Annotated in this window: 22 protein-coding genes and 1 riboswitch; of the genes, 10 read left to right on the top strand and 12 right to left on the bottom strand. The window is 68.7% G+C overall.

What is annotated here, in order from left to right; genetic code table 11:
* Nucleotides 1–79 precede the first annotated feature (79 nt).
* The gene (locus tag H1R19_RS14890; RefSeq protein ID WP_219849432.1) at nt 80–1,042 is read left to right on the top strand and encodes a cyclase family protein; all 963 of its coding nucleotides are present in this window, start codon (nt 80–82) and stop codon (nt 1,040–1,042) included.
* Nucleotides 1,039–2,727, top strand: coding sequence for an AMP-binding protein (locus H1R19_RS14885; RefSeq protein WP_219849431.1), 1,689 nt, complete (start codon nt 1,039–1,041; stop codon nt 2,725–2,727). Before H1R19_RS14890 ends, H1R19_RS14885 begins: the two co-directional genes overlap by 4 nt.
* 107 nt (nt 2,728–2,834) lie before the next feature.
* Here H1R19_RS14885 and H1R19_RS14880 read toward each other — a convergent pair whose 3' ends face one another.
* Entirely contained in the window at nt 2,835–3,725 is an 891-nt protein-coding gene (locus tag H1R19_RS14880) for a TetR family transcriptional regulator (RefSeq protein ID WP_219849430.1), read from the bottom strand.
* 104 nt (nt 3,726–3,829) lie between these two features.
* Between H1R19_RS14880 and H1R19_RS14875 the strand changes: the two genes are divergently transcribed.
* Nucleotides 3,830–5,446, top strand: a complete 1,617-nt coding sequence (locus tag H1R19_RS14875) for a class I adenylate-forming enzyme family protein (protein ID WP_223204581.1) — start codon at nt 3,830–3,832, stop codon at nt 5,444–5,446.
* A gap of 102 nt (nt 5,447–5,548) precedes the next feature.
* Here H1R19_RS14875 and glnA read toward each other — a convergent pair whose 3' ends face one another.
* Nucleotides 5,549–6,982 carry a type I glutamate--ammonia ligase gene (gene glnA / locus H1R19_RS14870; protein WP_188327784.1) on the bottom strand — a complete coding sequence of 478 codons (1,434 nt, stop codon included), beginning with the start codon at nt 6,980–6,982 and terminating at the stop codon, nt 5,549–5,551.
* Between the two features lie 362 nt (nt 6,983–7,344).
* On the opposite strand from glnA, the gene H1R19_RS14865 reads away from it, so the two are divergent.
* On the top strand, nt 7,345–7,848 hold the full coding sequence (locus H1R19_RS14865; RefSeq protein ID WP_219849429.1) for an RDD family protein: 504 nt from the start codon (nt 7,345–7,347) through the stop codon (nt 7,846–7,848).
* A gap of 90 nt (nt 7,849–7,938) precedes the next feature.
* Here the strand turns inward: H1R19_RS14865 and H1R19_RS14860 are convergent, their stop codons facing one another.
* The 6 genes from H1R19_RS14860 to H1R19_RS14835 all read right to left on the bottom strand — a co-directional run bounded on the left by H1R19_RS14860 (nt 7,939) and on the right by H1R19_RS14835 (nt 15,097).
* Nucleotides 7,939–8,682: a DUF4191 domain-containing protein gene (locus H1R19_RS14860; protein WP_188327786.1), complete on the bottom strand. Its 744-nt coding sequence runs from the start codon at nt 8,680–8,682 to the stop codon at nt 7,939–7,941.
* A 65-nt stretch (nt 8,683–8,747) separates the two neighbouring features.
* Complete coding sequence (gene lipA / locus H1R19_RS14855) at nt 8,748–9,911, bottom strand: lipoyl synthase (RefSeq protein WP_219849428.1); 1,164 nt, start codon at nt 9,909–9,911, stop codon at nt 8,748–8,750.
* Nucleotides 9,908–10,615, bottom strand: coding sequence for a lipoyl(octanoyl) transferase LipB (gene lipB / locus H1R19_RS14850; RefSeq protein ID WP_188327788.1), 708 nt, complete (start codon nt 10,613–10,615; stop codon nt 9,908–9,910). The genes lipA and lipB overlap by 4 nt, the downstream gene beginning before the upstream one ends.
* A complete protein-coding gene (locus H1R19_RS14845) occupies nt 10,612–11,508 on the bottom strand; it encodes a TIGR01777 family oxidoreductase (protein WP_188327789.1) in 897 nt (298 codons plus the stop codon). Before H1R19_RS14845 ends, lipB begins: the two co-directional genes overlap by 4 nt.
* A 33-nt stretch (nt 11,509–11,541) precedes the next feature.
* A complete protein-coding gene (sucB, locus tag H1R19_RS14840; protein ID WP_219849427.1) occupies nt 11,542–13,362 on the bottom strand; it encodes a 2-oxoglutarate dehydrogenase, E2 component, dihydrolipoamide succinyltransferase in 1,821 nt (606 codons plus the stop codon).
* Nucleotides 13,363–13,555: 193 nt separating this feature from the next.
* The gene (locus tag H1R19_RS14835; RefSeq protein WP_219849426.1) at nt 13,556–15,097 is read right to left on the bottom strand and encodes a leucyl aminopeptidase; all 1,542 of its coding nucleotides are present in this window, start codon (nt 15,095–15,097) and stop codon (nt 13,556–13,558) included.
* A gap of 116 nt (nt 15,098–15,213) precedes the next feature.
* Here H1R19_RS14835 and gcvT point away from each other — a divergent pair, with 116 nt between their 5' ends.
* Nucleotides 15,214–16,329, top strand: a complete 1,116-nt coding sequence (gene gcvT / locus H1R19_RS14830) for a glycine cleavage system aminomethyltransferase GcvT (protein WP_219849425.1) — start codon at nt 15,214–15,216, stop codon at nt 16,327–16,329.
* Nucleotides 16,330–16,421: 92 nt separating this feature from the next.
* Nucleotides 16,422–17,528, top strand: a complete 1,107-nt coding sequence (locus H1R19_RS14825; RefSeq protein WP_188327793.1) for a branched-chain amino acid aminotransferase — start codon at nt 16,422–16,424, stop codon at nt 17,526–17,528.
* 57 nt (nt 17,529–17,585) lie between these two features.
* Here H1R19_RS14825 and H1R19_RS14820 read toward each other — a convergent pair whose 3' ends face one another.
* The 3 genes from H1R19_RS14820 to H1R19_RS14810 are packed head-to-tail and all read right to left on the bottom strand — an operon-like array spanning nt 17,586 to nt 20,914.
* On the bottom strand, nt 17,586–18,377 hold the full coding sequence (locus H1R19_RS14820) for an adenosylcobinamide-GDP ribazoletransferase (protein WP_219849424.1): 792 nt from the start codon (nt 18,375–18,377) through the stop codon (nt 17,586–17,588).
* A 17-nt stretch (nt 18,378–18,394) separates the two neighbouring features.
* The gene (gene cobT / locus H1R19_RS14815) at nt 18,395–20,224 is read right to left on the bottom strand and encodes a nicotinate-nucleotide--dimethylbenzimidazole phosphoribosyltransferase (RefSeq protein ID WP_219849423.1); all 1,830 of its coding nucleotides are present in this window, start codon (nt 20,222–20,224) and stop codon (nt 18,395–18,397) included.
* A gap of 3 nt (nt 20,225–20,227) precedes the next feature.
* Nucleotides 20,228–20,914, bottom strand: a complete 687-nt coding sequence (locus H1R19_RS14810; RefSeq protein WP_219849422.1) for a DUF3043 domain-containing protein — start codon at nt 20,912–20,914, stop codon at nt 20,228–20,230.
* 240 nt (nt 20,915–21,154) lie between these two features.
* Between H1R19_RS14810 and H1R19_RS14805 the strand changes: the two genes are divergently transcribed.
* The 4 genes from H1R19_RS14805 (at nt 21,155) to H1R19_RS14790 (ending at nt 24,362) form a co-directional block, all read left to right on the top strand.
* The gene (locus H1R19_RS14805; RefSeq protein ID WP_219851701.1) at nt 21,155–22,225 is read left to right on the top strand and encodes a glycerate kinase family protein; all 1,071 of its coding nucleotides are present in this window, start codon (nt 21,155–21,157) and stop codon (nt 22,223–22,225) included.
* 199 nt (nt 22,226–22,424) lie between these two features.
* Nucleotides 22,425–22,784, top strand: a complete 360-nt coding sequence (locus H1R19_RS14800) for a HesB/IscA family protein (RefSeq protein WP_188327797.1) — start codon at nt 22,425–22,427, stop codon at nt 22,782–22,784.
* A gap of 133 nt (nt 22,785–22,917) precedes the next feature.
* Nucleotides 22,918–23,895, top strand: a complete 978-nt coding sequence (locus H1R19_RS14795; RefSeq protein ID WP_219849421.1) for a carbohydrate kinase family protein — start codon at nt 22,918–22,920, stop codon at nt 23,893–23,895.
* A 75-nt stretch (nt 23,896–23,970) separates the two neighbouring features.
* Nucleotides 23,971–24,037: riboswitch (guanidine-III (ykkC-III) riboswitch) on the top strand.
* A 10-nt stretch (nt 24,038–24,047) separates the two neighbouring features.
* Nucleotides 24,048–24,362: a DMT family transporter gene (locus H1R19_RS14790; protein WP_219849420.1), complete on the top strand. Its 315-nt coding sequence runs from the start codon at nt 24,048–24,050 to the stop codon at nt 24,360–24,362.
* A gap of 122 nt (nt 24,363–24,484) precedes the next feature.
* On the opposite strand, the gene asnB is transcribed toward H1R19_RS14790, so the two are convergent.
* Nucleotides 24,485–26,410 carry an asparagine synthase (glutamine-hydrolyzing) gene (gene asnB, locus H1R19_RS14785; RefSeq protein WP_219849419.1) on the bottom strand — a complete coding sequence of 642 codons (1,926 nt, stop codon included), beginning with the start codon at nt 26,408–26,410 and terminating at the stop codon, nt 24,485–24,487.
* Between the last annotated feature and the right edge of the window lie 194 nt (nt 26,411–26,604).

The raw sequence follows: 26,604 nt of genomic DNA, 5'->3' as shown, positions 1-26,604 counted from the left end.
CCGGGGTGACAGTGGTCACACTGAACAGATGGAACGCTCGTTCGGCGAGTGTTCATCTGCCACCCGGAAGGTGTCCTACATGACCGAAACCGTCGTTCCCGCCCTGACCGAACTCCTCGCCGATTCGCCCACCAACTGGGGCAAGTGGGGACCCGAGGACGAGGTGGGCAGCCTCAACTATCTCACCGCTGCACAGGTTCTGGCAGGTGCCGCGCAGATCAAGCAGGGCAAGCTGTTCACGCTGCAGCGGCTGATCGGCGATCCCAACGGTGATCCCGTGTGGCCCGGCCGCAGCCCGGCCACCCGCGAGATGATCCTCGACGAGTCGCACTGGGACTCCGGCGGCGACGGCCCGGCCTTCCCGGGCGGCCTGCACTACGCCGACGACAAGCTCTACGCGTTCTTGCAGGGCTCCACCCAGTACGACGCCCTCGGGCACGTCTGGTACGACGGCAAGCTCTGGAACGGATACGACGCGCGGACCACCATCGGCGGACTGTCCAAGGCCAGCGTCGCACCGATCGCCGAACGCGGCGTCGCCGGCAGGGCCGTGCTCCTCGACATGGCGCGGTACCGGGGCAAGGAGTACCTCGAGCCGTCGGAGACCTTCACCCATGAGGACCTCATCTCGTGCGCGCAGGCGCAGGGAACGCCCATCGAGCCCCGCGACATCCTGGTGATCCGCACCAACCACCTGCAGCTGTTCTTCGAGAAGGGCGACGACTTCTACACCGACTTCTGCGAGTCGGGACTGGTGTACTCGCCCGAGCTCGTGTCCTGGTTCCAGGAGATGGAGATCCCCAACCTGGTGACCGACACGATCGCCAACGAGGTGACCACCGACCCCAACAGCGGGGCGGCACTGGTGCTGCACAACGCCCTCATGCGCAACCTCGGTATCGCGTTCACCGAGATCTGCGACCTGGAGAAACTCGCGAGCGACTGCGCCGAGGATGGTGCGTACAACTTCTTCTACGTGGCCGCGCCACTGAAGATCAACGAGGCCACCGGCTCGCCCGTCAACCCGGTCGCGATCAAGTGAGCGACTACGAGGCCCGTCCCTGGCTGGCGCGCTACAGCAGGGGACGCCCGGCCGACATCGACACCGAGTTCGCCACCGCACTCGACATCTTCGACGCGGCGGTCGAGGAGGCCGCAGAGGTCCCGGCCATCAAGTACTTCGACGGTGTGCTGACCTACCGGGACCTCGACACGGCGTCGGATGCGCTGGCCGACCATCTACTGCGGCAGGGGTTCTCGACCGGCGACCGGCTGGCCGTCTACGTGCAGAACAATCCGGCCTTCGTGATCGGCCTGATCGGCGCGTGGAAGGCGGGCGGCGCGGCCGTGGCGGTCAACCCGATGAACAAGGCGCGCGAACTGGAGTACCTGCTCTCCGATTCGGGGGCCGTGGCGTTGCTCTGCCTCGACACGCTCTACGACGACGTCGCCCGCGGGGTTCTCGCCGACGCCGCAGGCGCGGTGGCGACCACGGTGACCGTGTCGGCGCTCGACGGCCAGACCCGGGACGACACAAGGCTGTTCAGCGGGCTGACCCGCTCGACACCGGCGGGAACCGTCGCACTGTCCTCGCTGATCGACGGGTACGACCGGACCCGCCCGCCGCGGGCGACACCGGCACCCGACGACCTGGCGGTCCTGACCTACACCTCGGGCACCACCGGAAAACCGAAGGGGGCGATGAACACTCATCGCAACCTCGCGTTCAACGCCCAGACCTATCGCGACTGGATCGGACTCACCGGCGACGACGTCATCCTCGGTGTGGCACCGTTGTTCCACATCACCGGCCTCGTCGGCCACGCGATGATCGCCATGCTGCTGCGTGCGCCGCTGGTCCTGACGCACCGCTTCGCGCCCGAGGTGATGGTCGACGCGATTCGGGAGCATCGCCCCACGTTCACCGTCGGATCGATCACCGCCTACATCGCGCTCGCCGATTCCGGTGGCGCACAATCCGGTGACTTCGAGTCGCTGCGTGCGCTCTACTCCGGCGGCGCACCGATCGCACCGGCCGTGGCCGACCGGCTCGAGGGCGTCTTCGGCGCGTACATCCACAACATCTACGGGCTGACCGAGACCAACTCGCCCTCCCATGCGGTGCCCTTCGGGGTGAAAGCGCCGGTGGACAAGGAGTCGGGTGCCCTGTCGGTGGGTGTGCCGGTGTTCAACACCGTCGTGCGCGTCGTCGACGACAACGGCAAGGACGTCGCGGTCGGTGAGATCGGCGAGTTCGCGACGTCGGGGCCGCAGGTGGTGCCGGGCTACTGGAACAGACCCGAGGCGACGGCGGAGTCGATCCCCGGCGGCGAATTACTCACCGGTGACGTCGGATTCATGGATGCCGACGGCTGGTACTACCTCGTCGACCGCAAGAAGGACATGATCAACGCCTCCGGTTACAAGGTGTGGCCGCGAGAGGTCGAGGACGTGCTGTACGGCCATCCCGCGGTGGCGGAGGCCGCGGTGATAGGTGTACCCGACGAATACCGCGGCGAGACCGTGAAGGCCTTCGTGTCCTTGCAGCCGGGCAAGTCGGCGGAGTCCGCCGAGCTCGTCGCGTTCTGCAAGGAGCAGATGGCGGCGTACAAGTATCCGCGCGAGGTGGAGATCGTGGGCGAACTGCCGAAGACGGCGACCGGCAAGATCCTGCGCCGGACCCTGCGAGACGCCGAGGTCGCGAAACCCGAGGTCGCGAAACCCTAGGTCGCGAAACGGTGGGTCGCGAAACGCTGGGCTGCCAAACCCTGGACGCGACGTCGTGGCCGGCGTGCCTGCATCCAACGAGGCCGTGCCGTACGACGATTCGCCCGCTACCGGCGTTCTCCGCCACCGGCGAGACGCACCGAGTAGCGGGCGTATCGACGTGCGACGGTGTCGGTGTCGGTGTCGGGGTCGTTCCGTCGGGACACCCCGAGGCACAGCGACACGATTGCCCGCGCGGTCTCGTGCGGGTGGTCGGCGTCCAATGTGTCCTCGGCGGCCCCGGCGTCGATCTCGGTGCGCAGCAACGACATCACCTCCCCGTCCAGGAGGGCCGCCCGTGCCTGCGCCTCGGTGGCGGCATTCGCCTCGTGGACGACGATCCGGGCCAGGTCGGCGCGCACGATCGCGAACCGGGTCAGGGCCTCGCAGAGGTTACCCAGGCGCGCAACGGGATCGGCGGCGTCGTCACGCGCGGGTGGAAGGTGCGCACGTAATTCCGCGAGGGCGAGATCGACACCGGCCACGAGCAGGGCCTGCTTGTTCGCGTAGTGGTGATAGACGCCGGGCACACTGATGCCGGCCTCGGCTGCCACCGTGCGCATGGTCGCGCCGTGATAGCCGGTGCGTACGAAACACGCGATGGCAGCGGCGAGTACAGGATCGAGTTCGAGTGCGGGATAGACGCGCCAGTCGAAGGGCGACCGCAACGGGTGCCCGCCGGTCGGGTCCCCGGCAGGGACCGGGTCGGCCTCGGACAGCCTGTGCACCGTGGTGCCGAGTTCGGCGGCGATGACATCGAGCCGCTCGGTCCCGGCCACTGTCTTACCGGTTTCGATCGCACTCATCGTCCCGACGCTGACACCGATACGACGGGCCAGTTCGCGCAGCGAGATGCCGGCCAGTTCGCGGGCCGGGCGGATCATCGTCTGTGGCGAGATCCTGAGCGGAGAACCCGCATCGCTCCACTCAGGCGAGCAGTTCCCGTGCTGTTCGGGCATGGCGTCCACGCTAATGGGAACCACCGCACGGTGTCTCGCCGGCGTGGCGGATCTGCCGCGATCGGTGTGCCCGCGGCGCGTGTTCGCGCGGCTACAATCGCGCCATGGCCGGACTTTCCGGGGACCTCGCCGGACGTCCCCCGACCGCACTAGCGATGTTCTCCGATGCGCTCGCCGACCGTCCCGGCCGGGCCTTCATCAAGTACTTCGACGGTGAACTGAGTTTCGCGGAGGTCGACGCGGCGTCGTCGTCACTGGCGACATCGTTGGTCCACAACGGGTTCGCCGCCGGCGACCGGCTGGCGCTCTATCTGCAGAACAACCCGGCGTTCGTGATCGGGTTGCTGGCCGCGTGGAAGGCCGGCGGGGTGGCGGTGCCGATCAACCCGATGAACACCGCTCGGGAGCTGACCTTCGCGCTCGTCGACACCGAGGCACGCGCGCTGCTGTGCCTGGATTCGCTGTACGCCGACGTCGCCGCGGCCGTCGTCGAGGCGAATGAGACCTCGATCGAGCAGGTGTACGTCACCTCCGCGCGCGACTGGCAGACACGGAACGACCCGCGGGTTCTCGCCTCGCTCGGGCCCGCGGAAACGGCCGGGGCGGTGCGACTGACGGATCTGCCCACCGCAACCGGATGGCCGGCCGGGACACCTCCGCACCCCGACGACCCGGCAGTCCTGATGTACACCTCGGGAACAACCGGGATCCCCAAGGCATGTGTCAACACCCACGCGAATGTGACGGCGAGCGCCGAGATCTACCGCACGTGGCTCGAACTCGACACCGACGACGTCGTCCTCGGCATCACCCCGCTCTTCCACATCACGGGACTCGTCGCGCATGTCGCGGTCGCGCTGCGCCTCGGCGCACCGCTGGTGCTGACACATCGGTTCGATGCCGGGGTCATGCTCGACGCCCTGCGAGAACACCGGCCGACGTTCGTCCTCGGGACGATCAGCGCCCTCGTCGCCGTGGTCGACGCGGCGTCGGGAGCGTCGGACTTCGCCTCGATCCGTCGCGTGGCATCGGGTGGCGCGGCGATCTCCGCGGCGGTGGCCGAACGCATCGAGCAGGCGACCGGGCAGGGCCTGACCGTCGTGTACGGCCTGACCGAGACCACCTCGCCGGCGTTGGCCGTGCCCCTCGGAGTCCGCCCGCCGGTCGACCCCGAATCGGGTGCGCTGTCGATCGGCGTGCCGGTGACCGGCACATCGGCGCGGATCGTCGACTCCCACGGGATGGAGGTGGCCCCGGGTGACGTCGGGGAACTCACTGTGAGCGGACCGCAGGTCGCCCGCGGATACTGGCGCGGGGATGAGGCCGACGACGGTGAGGGCACCTTCGCCGACGGCGAACTGCACACCGGGGACGTCGGTTTCGTGGATGGCGAGGGTTGGTTCTTCGTCATCGACCGCAAGAAGGACATGATCACCTCCGCGGGGTACAAGGTGTGGCCCCGCGAGGTCGAGGAGGTGTTCTACCGGCATCCCGATGTGGCCGAGGTGGCCGTCGTCGGCGTGCCCGACGAGGTGCGAGGCGAATCGGTGACGGCTTTCGTCGCACTGGAGTCTGGTCGACGTGCCGGGGTCGACGAGCTGGCGGCCTACGCCAGCCGTGAACTCGCGGCCTACAAACGTCCGCGCGGCATCGTGATCGTCGATGCGTTGCCGAAGACCGCGACCGGCAAGATCCTGCGCCGAGAGCTGCGCGGCAGCTGAGACGGGCCCTGACAACGACGACGCCCCGTCCGCAGGAGCGGACGAGGCGTCGTGCCGAGCGCTACCGAAGCGGTGCTCTACAGAACCGCTGCCACCACCGGATCAGCAGTCGTAGTACAGCGAGAACTCGTACGGGTGCGGACGGATCTGCACCGGCTCGATCTCGTTCTCACGCTTGAGCGCGATCCAGGTCTCGATGAGGTCCTCGGTGAACACGCCACCGGCGGTGAGGTAGTCGTGGTCCTCTTCGAGGCGGTCGATGACCGCGGCCAGCGAGGTCGGAGCCTGCGGGATGGACTTGGCCTCCTCCGGCGGGAGCTCGTAGAGGTCCTTGTCGACGGGCTCGTGCGGCTCGATCTTGTTCTTGATGCCGTCCAGGCCGGCCATCATCATCGCCGCGAACGCCAGGTACGGGTTGCCCGAGCTGTCCGGGCAACGGAACTCGAGGCGCTTGGCCTTCGGGTTGTTGCCGGTGATCGGGATACGCACACAGGCGCTGCGGTTGCGCTGGCTGTAGACCAGGTTGATCGGGGCCTCGTAGCCCGGGACCAGACGCTTGTACGAGTTGACCGTCGGGTTGGTGAAGGCCAGCAGCGACGGCGCGTGGTGCAGGATGCCGCCGATGTAGTAGCGAGCCAGGTCCGACAGACCCGCGTAACCGGCCTCGTCGTGGAACAGCGGCTTGCCGTCCTTCCACAGCGACTGGTGGGCGTGCATGCCCGAGCCGTTGTCGCCGAAGAGCGGCTTCGGCATGAAGGTGACCGACTTGTTGTTCTGCCACGCGGTGTTCTTGATGATGTACTTGAACAGCTGCACGTCATCGGCTGCGTGGAGCAGCGTGTTGAACTTGTAGTTGATCTCCGCCTGGCCCGCGGTGCCGACCTCGTGGTGACCGCGCTCGAGCTCGAAGCCCGAGTTGGTCAGGTTGGTCGACATCTCGTCGCGCAGGTCGACGTAGTGGTCGTACGGGGCGACCGGGAAGTACCCGCCCTTGGGGCGGACCTTGTAGCCCAGGTTGGGGCTGCCGTCGGGGTCGCGCGGCGACCCGGTGTTCCACCAGCCGGACTCGGACTCGACCTCGTAGAAGGTGCCGTTCATCTCCGAACCGAAGGACACCGAGTCGAAGATGTAGAACTCGGCCTCGGCACCGAAGAAGCAGGTGTCGGCGACGCCGGTCGAGGCGAGGTAGTCCTCGGCCTTGCGGGCGACGTTGCGCGGGTCGCGGCTGTAGGCCTCACGGGTGAACGGGTCGTGGACGAAGAAGCTGACGTTCATCGTCTTCGCCCTGCGGAACGGATCGATCCGCGCGGTGGCGGGATCGGGCAGCAGCATCATGTCCGACTCGTTGATCGACTGGAAGCCGCGCACCGACGAGCCGTCGAATGCCAGCCCGTCGTCGAACACGCTCTCGTCGAAAGCCGAAGCGGGGATCGAGAAGTGCTGCATGACACCGGGCAGGTCGCAGAAGCGGATGTCGACGTACTCGACACCTTCCTTCTTGATGCCCTCGAGTAGTTCTTCTTTACTGCTGTACACCGTGCGGTGACTCCTTCGTGATCGGTGGTACGTGTTGGGACACGCCACATCCGCCACTGAGAAACAGCAGCGGATCTCAGCGGCAACCGTATGGAGGCGAAGTTGCCCATGCGTCAAGTCCGTGTTTCTCCTGTGTTACACGCACAGTGTTGTTGGCTACACGCGCAATGTTGGCTACACAGCGCGGTGTTGTCAGCTACACCGCTGTGGATCACAGATCGCACTCGGCGCACCCCAACAGTAGCGGGGTGCGTTCGCGGGCGAGGAAGGTCGGCTCTGCCGCCGCGACTACCATGGTGAACACCGCATTTAACGACGCGGACCCGGGGTGTTTCCGCGGTCGCGCGAGAGGAGTCATCACAATGGGACGAGCCACCGGTTCCTGGCTGTCAGGCCCGCAGATCGGTCCCGGGACCGACGTCGACAACGAATATCGTGGTCAGGACCTCGGCTTGCCGGCCGGCGGCCCAGGGTCTCTGGCCACCGGCTGGCCCCGCGTGGCGGGCCTGCTCGTCGACTGGTTGATCGCCGCCGGACTGGCATTGCTGTTCGTCGGTTTCGATTCGCCCAACCTCGCCACCACCCAGCTCGGCGTGTGGTTCGTCATGGGTGTGTTCGCGGTCACCTTCTTCGGGTTCACGCCGGGCCAGTACGCCATGGGAATGCGTGTCGCACGAGTGGATTTCGGCGCCGAGCGCAACACCGCGGAGGCGACAGGCAAGCAGAGCCCGGCCGCGGTCGGCATCGTCCGCGCCCTCGCCCGACAGATCCTGATCGTGTTCCTCGTGCCTGCGCTGATCAACGACTACAACGGCCGCGCACTGCACGATCGTGCGACCGGAACGGCGCTCGTCCGCACCCGCTGACCCCGGGCCGCACACCCTCCAGAGTTGGACAAACGCACCCCGAGATAACTCGGGGTGCGTTCGTCCGTTCGTGGAGGGTGTGCGGGCGTCTCAGCCTCGACGACGCGCGGTGCGCTGCATGCTGCGCATCTTCGCGTTGCCGGGCAGCGGGCCCTTGGGCATTCCGGGCCCGGGGGCCTTGCTCCCGAGAGCGGCGAGCCGGCCCTCGAGGGTCTCCATGCGCTTGCGGTCGATGTTGCTGGGCAGCTTGTTGAGGTGGCGTTCCAGCTTCGAGAGCGGGACCTGGCCGTCGTCGTTGCCGACCATGATCTCGTAGATCGGGGTGTCGCCGACGACACGGGCGACCTTCTTCTTCTCCTGGGTGAGCAGCGATTTGATCCGCGTCGGGGAACCCTCGGCGACCAGGATCACACCCGGCTTGCCGATCACGCGGTGCACGGCGTCGAGGTGCGAGGTGCCGGCCACGGCCTGCTTGACCCGCCACTGGCCACGCATGTTGCCCAGGGCCCAGCCGGCGGCGCCGGGCTGTCCCTCGGCCTTGGTGTACACGTTCTTCTGCACGCGACGGCCGAACAGGATGAACGCGCCGAGGATGCCGACCACGACGCCGAGGGGGATCACCAGCCACGGCGAGCCCAGCAGGAAGCCGAGCGCGGTGAAGACGGCGATCGACAGGACGATCACGCCCGCCATGTACGGGATGAGCCGCTTGTCTTCCTTGCGCTGCATCTGGAAGGCCTGCCACAACTGCTGGCGCCGTTCCTTTGATGCCGCCTTACGGGCCTGCTTCTTCGCGGCCTTTGCTTCCTTGCTCACGGACTGCGCCTTTGCCATGTGGCCAGTTTACGTCCGGCTGGATGGGGACCGTCCGAAAGGTCGCCGTGGGTGCGGGCGCGAGGTCAGCGGGCGAGACGTTCCATCAGGCTCGAGGCCTCCTGGCTGGCCGAACCCGCGGTCGCCAGGTGCGCCAGTGCCGGGGAGATCTCGCGACCGTGGTGTGCCATGGCCTGCGCGTACAGGCGCCCGGCCCGATAGGACGACCGCACCAGCGGGCCCGCCATGACGCCGGCAAAACCGACCTCTTCGGCGAACTCGGAATGGTCGACGAACTCCTCGGGCTTGACCCACCGCTCCACCGGATGGTGCCGCGGGGAGGGGCGCAGGTACTGCGTGATGGTGAGGATGTCGCACCCGGCCTCGTGCAGGTCGACGATCGCCGACTGCACCTCCTGCGGGGTCTCACCCATACCCAGGATCAGGTTGGACTTGGTGACGAGGCCGAAATCGCGTGCGGCGGTGAGTACTTCGAGGGAGCGCTCGTAGCGGAACGCCGGCCGGATGCGCTTGAAGATGCGCGGCACCGTCTCGAGATTGTGCGCGAGCACCTCGGGCCGGGCGTCGAACACCTCGGCCAGCAGGTCGGGCTTGGCGTGGAAGTCGGGGATCAGGTTCTCCACGCCGGTGCCCGGATTGAGACGGTGGATCGCCCGGACGGTCTCGGCGTAGAGCCAGGCACCCTCGTCGGGCAGGTCGTCGCGGGCCACGCCGGTGATGGTGGAGTAGCGCAGGCCCATGGCCTGGACGCTCTCGGCGACACGACGCGGCTCGTCGCGGTCGAGCGGGGCCGGCTTGCCGGTGTCGATCTGGCAGAAGTCGCAGCGTCGGGTGCACTGCTCGCCACCGATGAGGAACGTCGCCTCGCGGTCTTCCCAGCATTCGTAGATGTTGGGGCACCCGGCCTCCTCACACACCGTGTGCAGGCCCTCACGCTTGACCAGACCCTTGAGCTCGGTGAACTCCGGGCCCATGGTCGCGCGCGTCCGGATCCACTCCGGCTTGCGCTCGATGGGGGTCTGGGCGTTGCGCACCTCGAGCCGAAGGAGTTTGCGGCCTTCGGGCGCCGGGGCGGCACCCGAAGACGTGGTGCTCGGTGCCGGTGCGCTCTGGGCTGAGGTGATCTTGGCTGGGGTGGTCTGGGCTGGGGTGGTCTGGGGTGCGGGAGCCGACGCCGTGGGTGTGGCATCGGGGGCACCGGGTCCGGGGGTGAGGGGGGACGCGGTCACTGGATCGATCCTACGCTCGCAGAAGTGTGGTCAGGGGTGGGCGTCGCGGCGACGCCGTCGAACGCGGTCAGCACGGCCGTCGCGGTGGCGTCGAGCAGCGAGGACACCGACAACGGCTGTGCCAGTTCACGAGACAGCGACGTGACCCCGGCGTCGGCGATACCGCACGGCACGATGGCCTCGAATGCGGACATGTCGGGATCGACGTTGAGCGCGAAACCGTGCAGTGCGACCCCGCGCGCTACGCGGATGCCGATCTGTCCGAGTTTGCGTTCGCCGGCGTCGTCGACGATCCACACACCCGACCGCCCGTCGACGCGGCCGGTCGAGACACCCAGGCCGGCGCAGACCGAGATGAGCGCCGACTCCAGGCGACGCACGTACTCGACGACGTCGAGCGGCTCGGCGAGTTTCACGATCGGGTAACCGACGAGCTGTCCCGGCCCGTGCCACGTGATGCGGCCGCCGCGGTCGACATCGATCACCGGGGCGCCGTTCGTCGGCCGGTCGGCGTCCTCGGTGCGCTTGCCCGCGGTGTAGGTCGACGGATGTTCCAGCAGCAGGAGCACGTCATGGTCCAGGGTGCCGTCGGCCCGATCGGTGGCCAGACCGTGCTGCATGTCGTAGGCCGTGCGGTAGTCGACCACGCCGAGGGAACGGACCTCGACGGGCGCGGTGTCGGCGCGGACGGAGCGGCCGGTCATGATGCGGGGGATCGGGTCGCGTAGGCCAGGGCCTCGTCGATCCCCGCGTGGGTGAAGGTGAATCCGGAATCGGTGAGCACGTGGGGTGCAACGCGCTGACTGAACAGAATCATTTCCTCGGCCATCTCGCCGCCGACGCCGCGCGCGAGAAATCCGGGCACCGCGAACGGTGCCGGACGGTGTACGGCCCTGGCGAGCGCGGAGGTGAACTCGCCGAACGGAACGGATCCGGGTGCGCTGAGGTTGACCGGGCCGGACACGTCGGCGTCGAGGAGGAACTCGATGGCCCGCACCTCGTCGATGAGACTGATCCAGGAGAAGTACTGTTCGCCGCCGCCGATCGGGCCGCCCAGCCCGAGCTTGAACAGCGGTCGCAGCTTGCCGAGCAGACCACCGCGTGCGCTGAGGACCGGGGCGGTCCGCAGCAGGACCAGACGGGTGTCGCTCCCGACGTTGGCGGCGGCTGCGGCCTCCCAGTCGACGACCAGCCCCGCGAGGAAACCCTCACCGGGGCCGTCGGTTTCGACGGCGACGCGGGTTCCGGTGTCGCCGTAGTAACCGGTCGCGCTGGCGCTGAGGAACGTCGGGATACCGAGATCGCGGACGGCTTCGGCGAGAACCTCGGTCGGCGTGATCCGGGAGTCGCGCAACTCCTGCTTGAACCGTCCGGTCCAGCGGCCGTTGCCGACGCCGACCCCGCCCAGGGAGACCACGGCGTCGACCCCGTCGAGGCTCTCCGGGGGCACGCCGATGGTCTCCGGGTCCCAGCTGAACTCGTCATCAGCACGTGCCTCGCGGCGGACCAGACGTGTGACCGTGTGGCCCGCCGCGCGCAGCGAGTTGACCAGGGCGTTCCCGATGAGGCCCTGTGAACCTGCGACGGCTGTGCGCATCGCGTGTCCCTGTTGTTGCCGGACTCTCTCGCCCTAGAGGCCGAGATCGGCGGCGAAAGAGGCACCTTCGAGGCGCTTCTTCACCGTGGTGAGGAAGCGGCCCGCGTCGGCACCGTCGATGAGGCGGTGATCGTAGGTCAGCGGCAGGTACGACATCGAGCGCACCGCGATCGACTCCGAACCGTCGTCACCGGTGATGACGACCGGACGCTTGACGATCGCACCGGTACCCAGCATGGCCGCCTGCGGCGGGACCAGGATCGGGGTGTCGAAGAGGGCGCCCTGGCTGCCGATGTTGGTGATGGTGAAGGTGCCGCCGGCGAGCTCGTCGGGCTTGAGGCCGTTGGAACGCGCACGCGAGGCGATGTCGGCGATCGCTCGGGCCAGCCCGGCGACCGACAGGTCATCGGCGTTGTGGATGACCGGCGACAGCAGACCCTGGGGCGTGTCGACGGCGATGCCGAGATGGACCTTGTCGTAGTAGGTGATCTCCTTCTTGTCCTCGTCGATCGAGGCGTTGACGTTCGGGTGCGCCTTCAGCGCCTCCACGACGGCCTTCGCGATGAACGGCAGGAACGTGAGGTTGACACCCTCGGAGGCCTTGAAGCCCTCCTTGGCCGCCTTGCGCAGTCCGACGATCTTGGTCATGTCGACCTCGAAGACCTGCGTGAGCTGGGCGCTCTGCTGGAGCGACTCGCGGGTCTTCTTGGCGGTGATCTGACGGATGCGGTTGATCTTCTGCGTCGTACCGCGCAGCTCGGCGAGCTCGGGCCGGATCTCCGGCGACGAGGACGACTGGGCCGGGGCCGAGGCAGCAGGTGCAGCAGCCGCAGGCGTGGACTCGGGTGCGGGCGCCTTGGCTTCTTCGGCCGCGGCGAGCACATCCTGCTTGCGGATACGGCCACCGACGCCGGTGCCCTTGATCGAGTTGAGGTCGATGTTGTTCTCCGCGGCGAGCTTGCGCACCAGCGGGGTCACGTACGGAGTCGACTCGACGGTGGGCGGGTCGGACTTCTCCGCGGACTTCGCCTCGGGAGCCGGCTTGGACTCGGCCTTGGGTTCTGGCTTCGGCTCGGCCTTGGTTTCCGGCTCGGGCTCGGGTTCCGGCTCGGCCTTGGTTTCCGGCTCGGGTTCTGGTTCGGGCTCGGGCTCGGACTTCGCCTCCGGTTCGGGCTCCGGGTCCTTCTTGGCGGGGGCGGCCGAGGCGTCGCCGATGACGGCGAGCTTGCCGCCGACCTCGATGACATCGTCTTCCTGCGCGAAGATCTCCAGCAGCGTTCCCGCGACCGGCGAGGGGATCTCGGTGTCGACCTTGTCGGTCGAGACCTCCAGGAGCGGCTCGTCCGCGGCGACCTCGTCGCCGACGGCCTTGAGCCAGTTGGTCACGGTGCCCTCGGTGACCGATTCGCCGAGCTCGGGCATGAGCACGTCGGTGCCCTCCGCGGAGCCGGAACCGGTGTCGGCGGTGGGTTTCTCGGCCGGTGCGTCCTCTTCGGTCGAGGGCTCCTCGGCGGCCTGCTCGGGCTCGGGCTCGGGAGCGGCCTCGGTCGGCTCGTCGCCGCCGGCGGAGTCGGAAGCGGAATCATCGGAACCGGAGTCGTCGGACCCCGCCTCGTCGGCGTCGCCGATCAGGGCCAGATCGCCACCGACCTCGACGACGTCGTCCTCCTGCGCGAGGATCTTGGTCAGCACGCCCGAGGTGGGGGCGGGGATCTCGGTGTCCACCTTGTCGGTCGACACCTCGAGCAAGGGCTCGTCGGCCTCGACGGTGTCGCCCTCCTCCTTCAGCCACCGGGTGACTGTCCCCTCGGTGACACTTTCACCAAGGGCGGGCATCTGGACGGAGAAGGCCATCGTTGTGAACTCCTGAACTCGACGTGGTGGTCTGTTGGTGATGCCCGGTGGTGTGTGCGCCGGTGGGCACGCTGGTGGGACGCGGTGGGGACCGCGTAAATGGATGGCGGGTCAGCCACTCATCCCCGCCGATCACCCTACCCGCACGGCGACGGGCCGACTCGGTTCGGCTCGTACTCGTTGGTAACGGTTCTCATCCGTTCTCGGCGATGTCCTCGAGCACTGCGGCGATGGTGCGGACAGGTACGCCCGTACCGCCCTTGGTGGTGTAGCCCCACGGGCCGCCGGTGTTGAAGGCCGGTCCGGCGATGTCGATGTGGGCCCACTGCACGTTCTCGGGCACGAACTCCTTGAGGAAGATGCCCGCGGCGAGCATGCCGCCCCAGCGGTGCGGCGTCACGTTGGCCAGATCGGCGACCCGCGACTTGAGGTCGGCGCGCAACTCGGCGGGCAACGGCATGGCCCAGGCGTTCTCGCCGACGTCGGCCGAGCGGGCGGCCACCCGGTCGCGGAACTCCTCGGTACCCATCACGCCGGGGGTGCGGGTGCCCAGCGCCACCATCTGCGCACCGGTCAGCGTGGCGGTGTCGATGAGGTAGTCGGGGTCGTCTTCGCAGGCGCGCACGATCGCGTCGGCGAGGACGAGGCGGCCTTCGGCGTCGGTGTTGAGCACCTCGACGGTGCGTCCGCCGTACTGGGTCAGCACGTCGCCCGGGCGTTGCGCCGTCGAGGACGGCATGTTCTCGGCCATCGGCACGGTCGCGGTGACCGACACGTCGAGGTCGAGACGGGCGGCCAGGATGGTCGCGGCGATGACGGCTGCCGCACCGCCCATGTCCGAGGTCATCTGGTCCATGTTCGCGGCAGGCTTGATGGAGATGCCGCCGGTGTCGAAGGTGATGCCCTTGCCGACGAGTGCGACCTTCTTCGGGGACTTCTTGGCCGTGTGGGTCAGCCGGACGAGCCGGGGCAGACGCGACGATCCCTTGCCGACGCCGATGATCCCGCCGTACCCCTGTGCGTCGAGTTCCTTGTCGTCGAGGATCTCGACGTTGAGTCCGGCCTTGCTGCCGAGCGTGCGGGCGCGGGCCGCGAACTCCTCGGGGTAGAGGTGGCTCGGCGGGGTGTTCACGAAGTCGCGGGCGATGGCGACGGAGTCGGCGACGGCGACCGCACGCTCCAGATCTGCCTTGGCTTCCTTGGACTTCGACTCGACGAGCAGCGTGAGGCGTTGCGGCGGAGTCTTATTCGGCTTCGACTTCTCCGAACGGAATTCGTCGAACCGGTAGGCGCCGAGGAACAGGCCCTCGGCCGCGGCGATCAGGTCGACGGTCGACAGCGTGGTCGCGACCGACTCGAGGCCGTCGAGTTCGCGGGCGGCGATGCCTGCGGCCTGACGGACCTGATCGTGGTCGTCGAGATTGTCGGCGTCGCCGAGGCCGACGGCGACGACGAGGCCCACCGAGAGTGATTCGGGGGCCGGGATCCGGGTGATCTCGCCGTGCGATCCGGTGGCCTGCAACGCCGTGAGGGCGGCGGTGATGGCGGTCGCCTGGGCGTCGTCGAGGATTCCGTCGCCGATCGCCAGGGTCGGCTCGGCGGCATCGGCGGTGTCATCACCGGAGCCCGATGCGCTGATCAGACCGATGACCAGGGCGGTGTCGTCCTTGCCGATCGTGGTGGACAGTTCGAGTTCGGGGCCGCGCGTGCGGTCGACGGTGTCGTTCTTGCTCACCCGGTCAACTCTGCCACAGCCCGGCCGGTGCCGACCGGTGGTGTCGAGAGGCCGGGTCGAGTGCGGACCTCACGGTCTCGGGCAGCTCCGCCGTACGGCCCGATAGCGTGAACGGCATGACTGAACTCCTCGCCGGACCGATCGCCGACCGCCATGCCGCACTGGGTGCGAGTTTCGCCGAGTTCGGCGGCTGGAACATGCCGGTGTCGTACTCGGGCACGGTCGCCGAGCATGCGGCGGTGCGTGAGGCCGTGGGCATCTTCGACGTCAGCCACCTGGGCAAGGCGCTCGTCTCCGGGCCGGGCGCGGCGGCGTTCGTCAACTCCACGCTCACCAACGACCTCGGCAAGATCGCTCCGGGCAAGGCGCAGTACACCTTGTGCTGCAACGATTCCGGTGGTGTCGTCGACGACCTGATCGCCTACCTCGTCGGCGACGACGAGGTGTTCCTGGTGCCCAACGCGGCCAACACCGCAGCTGTCATCGCACAGCTCGCCGCGGTTGCGCCGGAGGGCATCTCGATCATCGATCAGCATCGGGACCTCGGCGTACTGGCCGTGCAGGGCCCCAAGTCACCGGAGATCCTCGCCGCGCTCGGCCTGCCCGCCGACATCGAGTACATGGCCTTCGCCGACGCCGAGCTGACCACCGCCGACGGCGTGGCGCCCGTGCGGGTCTGTCGCACCGGCTACACCGGCGAACGCGGGTACGAGATCCTGCCGCGCTGGTCCGAGGCAGGCGCCGTCTTCGACGTGTTGCTCGAGGCGATCACGGCCGCCGGTGGGCTGCCCGCAGGCCTGGGCGCGCGCGACACCCTGCGCACCGAGATGGGTTATGCGCTGCACGGTCACGAGCTCGGGCCGGACATCACGCCGGTGCAGGCGCGGTCGAGCTGGGCGGTGGGCTGGGACAAGCCGTCGTTCTTCGGCCGGGACGCGTTGCTCGCCGAGAAGGAGTCGGGGCCGGCCCGTCGCCTCTACGGACTCAAGGCGACCGGTCGCGGGGTGCCCCGCGCCGGCTGCGTGGTCCGGTCGGCCGACGGTGCGGGCGGCCAGGAGATCGGGATGTGCACGTCTGGCACCTTCTCGCCGACCCTGAAACAGGGCATCGCGCTGGCGCTCCTCGACACCGTTTCGGGTGTGCGCAAGGGCGACGAGGTGGTCGTCGACGTGCGGGGTCGCGAGCTGCCGTGCGAGGTCGTCATCCCGCCGTTCGTGCCGTCGCATGTGTGACGGGCGCGCCCGCGCCCGGGCGTCTCACCGCGGCGTTTCGTGCGCCGACCGGGCGCGGAGATCGCTTTTGCGCCCAGCGGTACCATGACGCCATGACCTTGGAGTTCAACCGTACCGAGCACCCGCATCCGGTGTCGGAGGGCCGACGCGCAGAAATCCTCGCCGCCCCCGGATTCGGCCAGTACTTCACCGACAACATGGTGATGATCGACTACGACGCCGAGGTGGGCTGGCACAACGCCAAGGTGAAGCCGTACGGTCCGATCGCCCTCGACCCCGCGGCGACGGTTCTGCACTACGGCCAAGAGGTGTTCGAGGGACTCAAGGCCTACCGCCAGCCCGACGGGTCGATCGCCGCGTTCCGCCCCGAGGCGAACGCCGAACGCATGCAGCGCAGCGCCGCGCGGCTCGCGATGCCGGCGCTTCCGGTGGAGGATTTCATCCGCTCGCTCGAGGTGCTGCTCGAGGCGGACAACGCGTGGGTCCCCGCCGCCGGCGGTGAGGAAGCGCTCTACCTCCGTCCGTTCATGTTCGCCTCGCAGGCCGGTCTCGGTGTCAACGCGCCGTCCACGCAGTACATCTACTCCGTCATCGCCTCCCCGGCGGGCGCCTACTTCGCCGGTGGTATCAAGCCGGTCAGCGTGTGGCTGTCGACCGAGTACGTGCGCGCGGCGCCGGGCGGAACCGGCTTCGCCAAGTGCGGCGGCAACTACGCGGCGGCGTTCCTGGCTCAGCAGCAGGCCACCGAGCAGGGCTGTGACCAGGTGGTCTGGCTCGACGCCATCGAACGCCGGTACATCGAGGAGATGGGCGGGATGAACCTGTTCTTCGTCTTCGGGTCCGGTGCAGACGCGCGTCTGGTGACGCCCGAACTGTCGGGCTCGTTGCTGCCGGGCATCACCCGTTCCTCGTTGCTGACGCTGGCCACCGACGCCGGTTTCGCGGTCGAGGAACGCAAGATCACCACCGAGGAACTGCGCAAGGGCGTGGCGTCGGGTGACATCACCGAGGTCTTCGCCTGCGGCACCGCCGCGGTGATCACCCCCGTCGGACGCGTCAAGGGCGTCGGCGAGGACTACACCATCAACAACGGTGAGACCGGCGAGGTCACACAGGCACTGCGTGACACCCTGACCGGCATCCAGCGCGGAACCTTCGCCGACACCCACGGGTGGATGACGGAGCTCTACCGCGGCTGAGGGGAAACGGTTGCCGCCGAGGCGAGACATCTGCCGCTGAGGCGGCGTCCGACTCGGTCAGAGCAGAAGGCCGACGACGGCGAGTGCGACACCGAGTTCGATGGTGGCGCCGAGTACGTCGCCGGTCATTCCGCCCATCCGGCGCGCGCAGTGCCGGGTGAACAACCACGCGAATGCGGCGACACACACGACGATCGCAACACCCTGGACGACGGCGGCCGGCTCCATCTGGCCGCCGTCGAATCCGTTGTGGCCCAAGCGGAGCGGAACGGTCGCGACAAGCGCGACGAGCGACCACACGGCGATCGAACGGTACTGGGTGCCCGCGACCAGTGCGCCGAAACCGTTGGGGTGTGCGGGTTTCAGTGATCGTCGGGTGCCGATGACCGCACCGAGGCGGGCGACTGCGACGGCGAAGACGATGTCGTACCAACGCGATCGCTCGGCGAGGCCGGCGAACCCGACCGCCTGGACACCCAGGGTGAGGGTCAGCGTCGCGACCCCGAACGGGCCGACGGTGCCGCTGCGCATCACCTCGGTGACCCGCTCTGGCGGGCCGTAACACCCGAGGCCGTCGGCGGTGTCGGCGAGTCCGTCGAGGTGCATGCCACGCGTGAGTACGGCCAGCAGCGCGACCACCAGTACGCCGGTCAGCAGGGCGGGGGCGTCGGTGGAGGACAGCAGGAACGCCGCCGCCGCGGCGGTCGCGCCCAACACGGCTCCGACCACCGGCAGTGCCGACATCGCGGCCCCGCCGACCGCCCGATCGGGGGTGGTGCCGGCGTCGCCGACCGGCAGCACGGTCATCCAGCTGACCGCGGTCCGCACCGCGCTCACCGGCGAGAGCATCGCACATCGCCTCGCGGTCAGGATGTTCCGGTGCCCGCAGGCTCGGCGGGGGAGGCGGCCGCGCTCTTGTCGGTGACGCCGGCCTCGTCGAAGGTGGCCATCGAGATCAACAGGTCGACCGAGGACTGCACGATCGGAAGTGCCAGTACCGCGCCGCTGCCCTCCCCGAGCCGCATCGAGAGATCGAGTACGGGCTCGAGGTCGAGGTGTTCGAGGGCGATCCGATGTGCGGGTTCGACCGACAGGTGACCGGCGATCCACCACCGCATCGCGCCCGGCGCGAGCTCGTTGGCGACCATCGCGGCCGCGGTGATCACCACGCCGTCGAGGATCACCGGTGTCCGGCGCAGCGCGGCCTGGGCGAGGAAGCCCGCGGTCGCGGTGAGGTCGGCGCCGCCGACCGCGGCGAGCAGGGCCAGCGGGTCGTGGATCACCTTGCGTGCGCGTCGCATGCCGTCGCGGATCGCGGCGGTCTTGCGCATCCAGCCCGCGTCGTCGACACCCGTTCCGCGACCGACGATCTCGACCGGTTCGCGTCGTGCGAGCGCACCGACGAGGACGGTTGCGGGGGTGGTGTTGCCGATACCCATCTCGCCGGCGATCAGCACGTCGGTGCCCGAGTCGATGAGGTCGTCGGCGATGGCGCGACCTGCCGCCAGTGCCATCCGGGCCTCGGCCAGGGTGATGGCGTCGGTGGTGCGCAGATCACCGCTGCCGCGTCGCACCTTGTACCGCGACAGGTGCGGTGCGGTGTCGGCGTCGACGGACATGTCCACGACCTTCACCGTCGCGCCGACCCGGTCGGCCATCACGTTCACCGCCGCACCACCGGCGGCGATGTTGGCGACCATCTGCGCGGTCACCTCGGGCGGGAACGCCGACACGCCGCCGCGAGCGACGCCGTGGTCGCCGGCAAACACGACGACGGCAGGAGCGGTGAGCGGGGCCGGTGGGCACTGTCCCTGGCACGCCGAGATCCACACCCCGATCTCCTCGACCCGGCCGAGTGACCCCGGCGGTTTGGTGAGCATCATCTGGCGCTCGCGGGCGGCGAAGGCGACCGCCTCGTCGGGCGGAGACACGGGCGCGAAGACCTCGGCGTCGGTGGGGTCGGGCAGTTCGCGGGACGCCGGCGCGTCATCGGGGGTGTGATCCGGCGCGGCGTCGGCAGGGGGATCGGCAGGGGGTTCGGGAGTCGCTTCGGACGCCGGTGGCTCTGTCCGGTCACGGCCGGGCTCCCCGGCCGCGACGGCAGGCGCCACGACAGGTGCGTCGGCGTCGACCGGTGCTGTCCGAGCTGCCGCGTCGTCCCGGGGGAGGTCCAGGACGCGGCCGGCGACCACCAGCGACACGCGCTCACACACGGCGGCGACAGCGGCGTTGAGGGTCCCGAGGAGATCCTGGAACACGCGTCCGGCGGGTGTGGGCGGCACCAGCGACAGGCCGACCTCGGGGCTGATGAGCACCACGTCGGCGGTCATCGCCGACAGCGCGTCGCACAAGTCGGCGATCTGGGCGTCGAGATCGATCTCCGACCCCGACGTCCAGCCGTGCACGGCGTCGATCTGTGTGGTGAGCCAGCTGCCCAGGTCGTCGACGAGGGCGGGGATGTCGGGGGCGGCGCGCAAGGCGCGGCTCAGGTCGGCGGTCTCGATCGTGGTGTATCGATCGTCGCGGCGCTCACGATGAACCCGGATCCGCTCCATCCACTCGCTGTCGGTGGAGGTGATGGGGCCGGTCGCCAGATAGCGGATCTGCCGGTGCCCGCGCAACAGCGATTCGCCGTACGCGGACTTGCCCGATCGCACGCCCCCGAGGACGAGGGTGCGCGTTGCGCGGTCGGCCACGGATCAGACTTCGTCGCCGCGCGAGACCATCGGCTTGGGGGCGCGCATCTTGCGCAGCTGCATCGCGCGGGTGAACGCGTACCAGCCCAGCTTGAACCCGCCGTCCGACGACTCCGGGAACCGTTCGGCGACACGGCGATTGACCATACGTCCGAGGATCACTCCGTCGATGGCCATCAGCACGACGAACGCGACGAGGACCAGGTTGGTCAGCGCGGCCGCCTGCGGCAGCAGGAACATCATCAGGATCAGCAGGATGGCGAAGGGCATGAACAGTCCGGCGAAGTTGCGCCGGGCGTCGACGATGTCGCGGGTGTAGCGGCGCGCCGGTCCCTTGTCGCGGGGCATCAGGAACGCCTCCTCGCCCGCCATCATCTTCTCGCGCTGCTCGAGACGCTTGGCGCGGCGCTCCTCCGAGAGCCTGCGCTTGTCCTCCTTGGACAGGGTGGACTTGAGTTCCTTCTTGCGCGCACGCGCCTCGGACCGGGTCGTCGGCGGCGGGGCCACCGGGCCGCGACGTCGGTTCTCGGCCTGGCGGCGACTCGGCGTCGGGCGTCCCTTGCCGGGTGTGTACTTGCTGCCCTTGGGGGTCGACTCGTCGGTGGTATCGGACTCGTCGACGGCGAAGGTGGAGACCGGGCCGTCGCCCGAATCCGCCTGCGTGTCGTCCTTCTTCCATGGCAGCTTCACGCCTGTAGAGCCTAGGTGATCGATGTTGCGAGGGAAACGCGCGGTCGTCGCTTTCGGGCGCCGCGGTCGGCGACGGCAGGCCGCGGACGTCGATTTGCTGCCGCGAGGTGAGGTGCGGGGACGGGCCGGAGAGGTCTCGTCGCCCTGCCGGGTATCGGCGCGCTACCTATACTTCGTGCTCATGACCGGTGGCGGGTGTGGAGGCGAGTCGATGGCGGCCGAACCGATGCGTGGATGCCCGTGCGCGTTCTGATCGCGCCGGATTCGTTCGGCGACACCATGTCCGCGGTGGTCGCGGCACAGGCCATCGCGCGCGGTTGGGTCGCCGCGCGGCCGGCCGACGATCTCGTTCTCGCCCCGCAGTCCGACGGCGGTCCGGGTTTCGTCGATGTGCTGGCGACCCGCGTGGGCACCGTCGTCACCGAGGAGGTCCACGGCCCCCTCGGTGCGGGGGTCGCCGCGCGATGGCTCCTCGACGAGGCGTCGTCGACCGCCTACCTCGAATGTGCCCAGGCCTGCGGACTCCATCAGCTCGGCGGGACGCCGACGCCGCGCACAGCCGTGCAGGCCACCACGCACGGGGTGGGGGAGCTCATCGCCGCGGCACTGTCGCACGGTGTGCGTCGCATCGTGGTGGGCCTCGGTGGCAGCGCGACCACCGACGGGGGTGCCGGCCTCGTCGACGCCCTCGGCGGTGGCGCGCGGGCGCTCGAGATGTTGCGCGATGTGCAGATCGTGGTGGCGTCCGACGTCGAGAACCCGCTTCTCGGGTCGCTGGGGGCGGCTGCCGTGTTCGGGCCGCAGAAGGGCGCCGACGCCGACACCGTCGCCCTGCTCGAGAAGAGGTTGGCCGACTGGTCGTCGACCCTGAACTCGCTCGCCGGTACGGACATCATCGCAGAACCCGGCGCCGGCGCGGCCGGCGGTCTCGGTGCCGCGCTGCTCGCCCTGGGCGGCGAGCGGGTGTCGGGTGCCACCGTGGTGGCCGCGGCCACCGACCTGTCCGCCGAGGTCACCGCCGCCGACGTCGTCGTCACCGGTGAGGGTCGGTTCGACTCGCAGACCCTGCGCGGCAAGGTCGTGTCCGCTCTGCACGCCGCGGCATCGAGCGTGGGGGCCGCCGGTGCCGGCGCCCCGACCCTGGTCCTCGCCGGGCAGGTCGCGCTGTCCGGGTCGGAGATCGCCGCCGCCGGAATCGCGGGTGCGTACGCCATCGTCGACGTGGCCGGGTCGGTGGAGGTCGCCATGGCCGACGCCGAGAACCAGCTCACACGGCTCGCCGAGTCGGTTGCGGAGCGGTATTCGGGCTGAACCCGGACCGATCGGCGTTCAGTGCTCGACGTCGGTCCGAATGGACGGGAATACCACAGGAGGGAGTACGGTTGTACGCACGGGCACAACCGGTCGACCTCCCGGCGAGCGGGGTGAAACCCGAGAAGGCGCGGGGCACAGACCCCAGAGCGAGATCGGGCCTCTTCCGACCGGGACCACACCACTTACAGGAGCATCCATGACCGTGCAGAACGAAACGGGCACTGCCACGAGCACCGGCGTCATCCTGAGCGACGCTGCCGCGTCCAAGGCGAAGGCGTTGCTCGACCAGGAGGGCCGCGACGATCTCGCGCTGCGTATCGCGGTCCAGCCGGGCGGCTGCGCCGGCCTGCGATACCAGCTCTTCTTCGACGATCGCAGCCTCGACGGCGACGTCACCTCCGACTTCGGCGGTGTGAAGCTGGCCGTCGACCGGATGAGCGCTCCCTATGTGCAGGGCGCCACCATCGACTTCGTCGACACCATCGAGAAGCAGGGGTTCACCATCGACAACCCCAACGCGACGGGCAGCTGCGCCTGCGGCGACTCGTTCAACTGATCCGACGCCGCGCGCGTCGAACGGCTTTTCTCCACCGGCCGCATCCCTTTTCGGGGTGCGGCCGGTGTCGTGTCGGGGGAGTGGGTAGCGTGGACACCTGTCCGGTCAACCACCTGAAGGGCTGAGAACGCTAGTGGCAATCGTTGTGTGCGGGTCCATCGCTACCGATCATCTGATGAAGTTCCCGGGCAAGTTCTCCGAGCAGCTGCTCGGCGACCAGCTCGAACACATCTCCCTCAGCTTCCTCGTGGAGGACCTCGTCGTCCGCCGGGGCGGCGTGGGCGGCAACATCTGTTACGCGATGGGGCAGCTCGGCGGCAGTCCGGTGCTGGTCGGTGCCGTCGGCTCCGACTTCGCCGAGTACCGCGCGTGGCTCGAGTCCAACGGCGTCGACTGCCGTGGCGTGCGCGTCTCCCAGACCCACCACACCGCACGGTTCATGTGCACCACCGACGAGACGATGGCGCAGCTGGCGACGTTCTACGCCGGCGCCATGAGCGAGAGCCGGGACATCGTGCTCGCCGACGTGATCGCCGAGACCGGTGCGCCGGATCTCGTGCTCATCGGCGCCGACGATCCCGCAGGCATGATCGGTCACACCGAGGCGTGCCGGGCCGCAGGCATCCCGTTCGCCGCCGACCCGTCGCAGCAGCTCGCCCGCCTCGACGGCGAGGAGGCACGCGCACTCATCGACGGCGCCGACTACCTGTTCACCAACGAGTACGAGTGGGGTCTGCTGCGCCAGAAGACCGGCCTGTCCGAGACGCAGGTCGCCGAGATGGTCGGCGTGCGCGTGACGACGCTGGGCAAGGGCGGCGTCGAGATCGTCGAACGCGACGGCACCCGCACCCATGTGACGGTGGTGCCGGAGACCGCGAAGGTCGATCCCACCGGTGTCGGCGACGGCTTCCGCGCAGGCTTCCTGACCGCACTGTCGAAGGGGCTCGGCTTCGAACGCGCCGCGCAGGTCGGCTCGATGGTCGCCGTACTCATCCTCGAGACCGTGTCGACCCAGGACTGGTCGTGGGACGACGCGACCGCGCTGGCGCGCATCGAGGGCGCCTACGGCGCCGACGCCGCGGCGGAGATCAAGGCGGCGCTCGCCGGTTGATCACCGCGTCCGGCGGACGCCCGGTGGTGACCGGTCTGACGTTGCCCTCCGTTCGCCGGACGTGAGACCTTGGAAGGCGAGCCCCGATGGCGGGCTCCCGGACGAGGGGTGCTGTACCCGGTGTGCGACAAGACGGCCCGCTGGAGGTCGTGATGTCGTGGTTGATCCTGGTGATCTCGGGTGTTCTCGAAGCCGTATGGGCCACTGCGCTGGGCAAGTCCGAGGGTTTCACCAGGCTCGCCCCGACGCTGGTGTTCGTCGCGGCGCTGGCCGCCAGCATGGCCGGTCTGGCCTATGCGATGCGCGAACTCCCGATCGGCACCGCCTACGCGGTCTGGGTGGGGATCGGCGCGGTGCTCACCGTCGTCTACGCGATGGCCACCGGCGAGCAACCGGTCTCGGCCGTCAAGGTGTTCTTCCTGCTGATGATCGTCGGCGGCGTGATCGGTCTCAAGCTCGCGCACTGACACACCGAACCGCCCCGGAAAACCGCCCTCCACAGGCTGACGAGCGACGTATCGTCGTCGAATTGCCTTGGGAGGGCGGTTTTCTGGGGCGGTGTCGGGATGATTGCCGGCCGGTGGAGTGTCTAGACCCGCACCGGGTAGGTGTGGTCGATGATCTCGGGCACGATCGTGCCCTCGACGAAGATCCCATGCCACACCATGAAGATGAGCACCGTCCACAGGCGACGGCTGTTGTCCACCGCGCCTTCCCGGTGTTCGTTGAGCATCGCGATCACCGCGGACTTGTCGAAGATGTGGTCGGTCTGTGAGTGGGCGATCGTCTCGTGCGCCCAGTCGAACATCTCGGTGCCGGCCAGCCAGTGGCGGATCGGAACCGGGAAGCCGAGCTTCTTGCGATGCAACACGTGGGCCGGGACGATCTGCTCGAGTGCCTTGCGCAACGCGTATTTCGTCGTGCCGTGGGCGATCTTCTCGTCGTGCGGCAGACGCTCGGCGACCGCGAACACCTCCGGATCGAGGAAGGGCACACGCAGTTCGAGCGAGTTGGCCATGGTGATCTTGTCTGCCTTGACCAGGATGTCACCGCGCAGCCACGTGAACAGATCGAGATGTTGCATGCGCGCCACCGGATCCCAGCCCTCGCTCATCGCATAGATCGGCGCGGTGACGTCGGTGTGGGTCCACTCCGGGCGGTAGTCGCGCAGCACCGCTTGCAACCTGGCGTCGTCGAAGCTGCGTGCGTTGCCGTAGTAGCGCTCCTCCAGAGTCAGCGAGCCGCGATGAAGGAGGCTCTTTCCGCGGGTGCCCTCCGGGATGCGGTCGGACACCTTGCCCGCGGCACGGCGCAGTGCGCGGGGCAGCCGGTCGAACGGTGCGAGTGACAGCGGTTCCTTGTAGATCGTGTACCCGCCGAAGAGTTCGTCGGCGCCCTCGCCGGAGAGTACGACCTTGACGTGCTTGCGCGCCTCGGCGGCGACGAAGTACAGCGGCACGAGCGCGGGATCGGCAACCGGATCGTCGAGATACCAGACGATCGAGGGAATGGCCCCGATGAACTCCGACGGTCCGACGACCTTCACGACGTGGCGCGCGCCGATCGCCTCGGCCGACTCCGCGGCGACATCGACCTCGGAGTAACCCTCCCGCTCGAAACCGGTGGTGAAGGTGATCAGGTCGGGGTTGTGCCGGATGGCCAGCGCGGCGATGGCCGTCGAGTCGATGCCGCCGGACAGGAACGAACCGACGGTGACGTCGGCGCGCATGTGCTTGGCGACCGAATCGGCCAGGACGTCGGCGATCTCGTCGTAGCGTTTCTGGCGGGTGGCGTCGGTGACCGGCCGGACACCGAACTGCGGGGTGAAGTACCGCCGGATCGACAGGGGACTGCCGGGGGTGGCGGTCGCATGACAGCCGGACTCGAGACGGCGGATGTCGGCGTGCACGGTCTCGGGCTCAGGGACGTACTGCAGCACGGTGTAGTGCTCGATCGCGCGCGGATCGAGATCCACCGACAGGCCGACGCGTTCGATCAGTTCGAGCAGGCTCTTCTTCTCGCTGCCGAAGATCAACCCGCCCGGACCCGACGCCACGAACAGCGGCTTGATGCCGAACGGATCGCGGGCGAGGAACAACGACCGGGTCTCGGTGTCCCAGATCGCGAACGCGAACATGCCGCGGAGGCGGCGCACCGCGTCGGGACCCCAGTGGTGGAATGCGGCGACGATGGCCTCGCTGTCACCCTCGGTGCGGAACTCGACGCCCTCGTCCGCGGCGAGTTCGGCGCGGATCTCCAGGTAGTTGTAGATCTCCCCGTTGAACACCAGCGCGTAGCGGTCGGGACTCTCCGGGGGACCCCACCGGAGCGGCTGATGGGAATGTTCGATGTCGATGATCGAGAGCCGGTTGAAGCCGAAGACGATGTCCTCGTCGTGCCACGTCCCCGGTTCGTCGGGTCCGCGATGCCGCATGCAGTGTGAGGCCACCGCCACCGCGTCGACGACATCGGCTGCCGATGCGTCGGAGGTCAACAGGCCGAGCAGACCACACACGTTTACTTCTCCCAATCCGTTGTCAATCCACACCCACGGCCGGCCACGGCCGGGCCGCGTCCGAGTATGCCTGAAGAGCAACAGACGGTTCCGACCTGGCTTGTTCGCGCACGCCGCAGAGCTGACACGACCGGATCAACCCCAATAACGAGAGCTTCCCCCGGTTGGTCTACGCTGCGTAGTACTAGGTGCAA

The organism is Gordonia jinghuaiqii (genome assembly GCF_014041935.1).
Classification (GTDB): Bacteria; Actinomycetota; Actinomycetes; order Mycobacteriales; family Mycobacteriaceae; genus Gordonia; species Gordonia jinghuaiqii.
This window is presented reverse-complemented; position numbering and strand designations above follow the sequence as displayed.